Origin of the sequence: Hyella patelloides LEGE 07179 (genome assembly GCF_900659865.1) — a bacterium.
GTDB classification, from domain to species: Bacteria; Cyanobacteriota; Cyanobacteriia; order Cyanobacteriales; family Xenococcaceae; genus Hyella; species Hyella patelloides.
Genome location: NZ_LR214243.1, coordinates 1 through 2419, shown reverse-complemented (window position 1 = coordinate 2419; position 2419 = coordinate 1). Strand labels below are relative to the sequence as shown.

General features: G+C 39.8%; 2 protein-coding genes and 1 pseudogene. All 3 read left to right on the top strand.

Features of this window, described 5'->3' with window-relative positions:
* A pseudogene (locus H1P_RS32725) lies at nt 1-996 on the top strand (hypothetical protein); the annotation flags it as partial.
* Complete coding sequence (locus H1P_RS32720; RefSeq protein WP_144875576.1) at nt 978-1187, top strand: hypothetical protein; 210 nt, start codon at nt 978-980, stop codon at nt 1185-1187. The pseudogene H1P_RS32725 and the gene H1P_RS32720, both read left to right, overlap by 19 nt.
* Before the next feature lie 80 nt (nt 1188-1267).
* Nucleotides 1268-2419, top strand: a 1152-nt coding sequence (locus tag H1P_RS32715; RefSeq protein ID WP_144875574.1) for a hypothetical protein, incomplete at its 3' end; no start/stop codon positions are given.

Genomic DNA, 2419 nt, shown 5'->3' with positions numbered 1-2419 from the left:
AGTGATGGCTTAGCAGCATGGGTGAATGAATGGGTAATACAAGATAGTACGGGTTGTGTACCAATTGGGAGTAACGCCCATGAATGGAAAATAGCCGAAGATTATGATGCCACTTGTTCTACTCTCTATGGAAGTTATACCTTGTATTGTCAACAGACCAAACGTTCGGCAAAATCACCACAAAACTTTTCGGCAGAGTTATTGGAGTTAACCAATAGGACTTTAGGATGGTCAACTGAAAAAGCCAGAGTCAAGATAGCAGGTAAAACAGTTAGGGTGATCAAGGGATTAAAACTGCGCTCGCCCTATGATAATGAACCCACATATGAGGAAATTCTTCAAGGGGACAACCAGGGTGACAGGGGTGGTGACAACCAAGGTGACAACCAAGGTGACAACCTGAAACCCCCATCAAATAAGGAAAGTGACAACGGTGACAACCCTTTTGAAAATAAGACGGAAACTGAAAAAAACTTCTCACATTATTGTGACAATCCGACAACTGTCACACGAGAAGAATCACATAAAAATCTTCAACTTGTAGGAGCAACCGACCCAGTAACTTTGGAAGTGTCAAATAAAAATGCTTCAAATAAATCATCGCTAGCACCCGCCCCTGTCACTATCCCCACACAGCAAAGGGTTGAGGCTGTCCCCCCAGTTGTCACCCAGGTGGTCACCACCCCTGTCACCCAGGTGGTCACCCCCCAAATTAACTGGAAAACGTACCCCTACAATAGTAGCGACAGCACAACCCTAGAAAACAGATCTTTGAAGGTCAAGGAAAGAATCTTAAATTGTAGTACAAGTAATGACTTAATTAAATTACTGGCAAACAATAAAGTGAGTCAACCAGAAATCAACTGGCTGAGAGAGAATTATTTGACCATTGGAGAAAAAGCACATTTAGAGCTAATTAGAAAATCAACACAAGGAAATCTGTTGAATCAGAGCAATCTGCTGCTTCACCAGTTCCGATGTCGCGAAGCTCCCTAATTGAATATGCTTTGTCAGAGATAATTGAAGCAACAGATGGGGAAATGAGCCGTCTGGGATGGAATAAAGAGCAGGGTAGGCAGTATTTGATAGATAACTATGGTAAAAGAAGTAGATTACATTTGACAGATGAAGAATTATTAGAGTTTTGGGAATATTTAAAAAATGAGGAATTAGAGTCGAGTAAGTAACTAACTAACTAAAAATAAAGAGCCAGATTTTTGGTGACGAACCTATTAGAGAAAATTGAGTATAAAAGGAGGGAAAAAAGATGTCAGATCGATTAAGTTTCGCTGAATTTATGGGATATTCAGATGTAAGCGAGTTATTAACCCAAGATATTTTAGTTTTTTTGGAACATTTAGCTCCATTGTCTGATAAAGATGTCACAGTTGTCGGTAAATTAACTTCAGGAGAAATTGCACAATTAATTTCGGTTTCCCAACCCGAACTAAAACGGAAATCAATCTCAATAGCCATTGAGATTTTGTCACGGCTCAAAGCTGCTGGTTACCTTGAGAACCAGGCGAAGATGCAGCCTCCCCAGGAGTTAATTATCAAGCCAGGACTGGATACTATGGGACTGAGCGATTTGTTAAAAATCTGCCAAGAATCCCCAAAACAAAAACTGGAAGCTTGGCGAGTTATTACTAATCATCAAGAATATATCAATGCTAGTCAAAAAACCTCGGCATTAGCATGGGTAGTCAACGGCAATCTTGATATCGAGCGAACAGTAACATACATCCATTTGATGAGCGATCCTCTTACTGTCAAACAAATACCGATGCGGGAGAAAGGAGAAAAGCTGATTTCTTTAGCCGAAGCATTAGCTGTGGAAACTCGTTCTTATTTTCATCCTTTAACAGGAAAACTACTACGAGGACCAGATAAATATGGTATTGACTGGACTCTGGAATTATCTCCAGAGTATCACAAAGCAGCAATTTGGGCGTTGATTGACCCAACTTGTCACTTACATCCTGGTGAGAGTTACAATAATGCTCTTGAATTACTCCAAGGACAGGGAGTATGGTCATTAGTGATGGCGCAGTATTGGCAAGCTCTTGATGAAAATAATAGTTCTGCTATGAGCGTGTCCGTTTATGGGAATCAACAGACAATCAAAAAAGAGAGAAAAAGCAAATCTTCATCTCTAGAAACTAAATCTAACCATGAAGTTTTGCAAGGGGAGGCTTATTACCAACAGTTTCTCAAAGAACAATCTGTAGGAAATGATTTCCAGACAGGATATAGCAAAAAACTGACAGGTATTTACGATCATTTAACTGTTTCTGGCTACAACTTTAGCTTGGACAGGATTGTTTGTTTAGAAGGAGCAGCCATCACAGGATATAACATTAACGGAACAGTTATTCTTCCTCCTGGTAAAAAAATATCTGATACAGGTTACAACAATATT

Coding starts and splice junctions, on each gene's coding strand:
- H1P_RS32720 (WP_144875576.1), top strand. CDS start 978: ATGTCGCGAAGCTCCCTAATTGAATATGCTTTGTCAGAGATAATTGAA.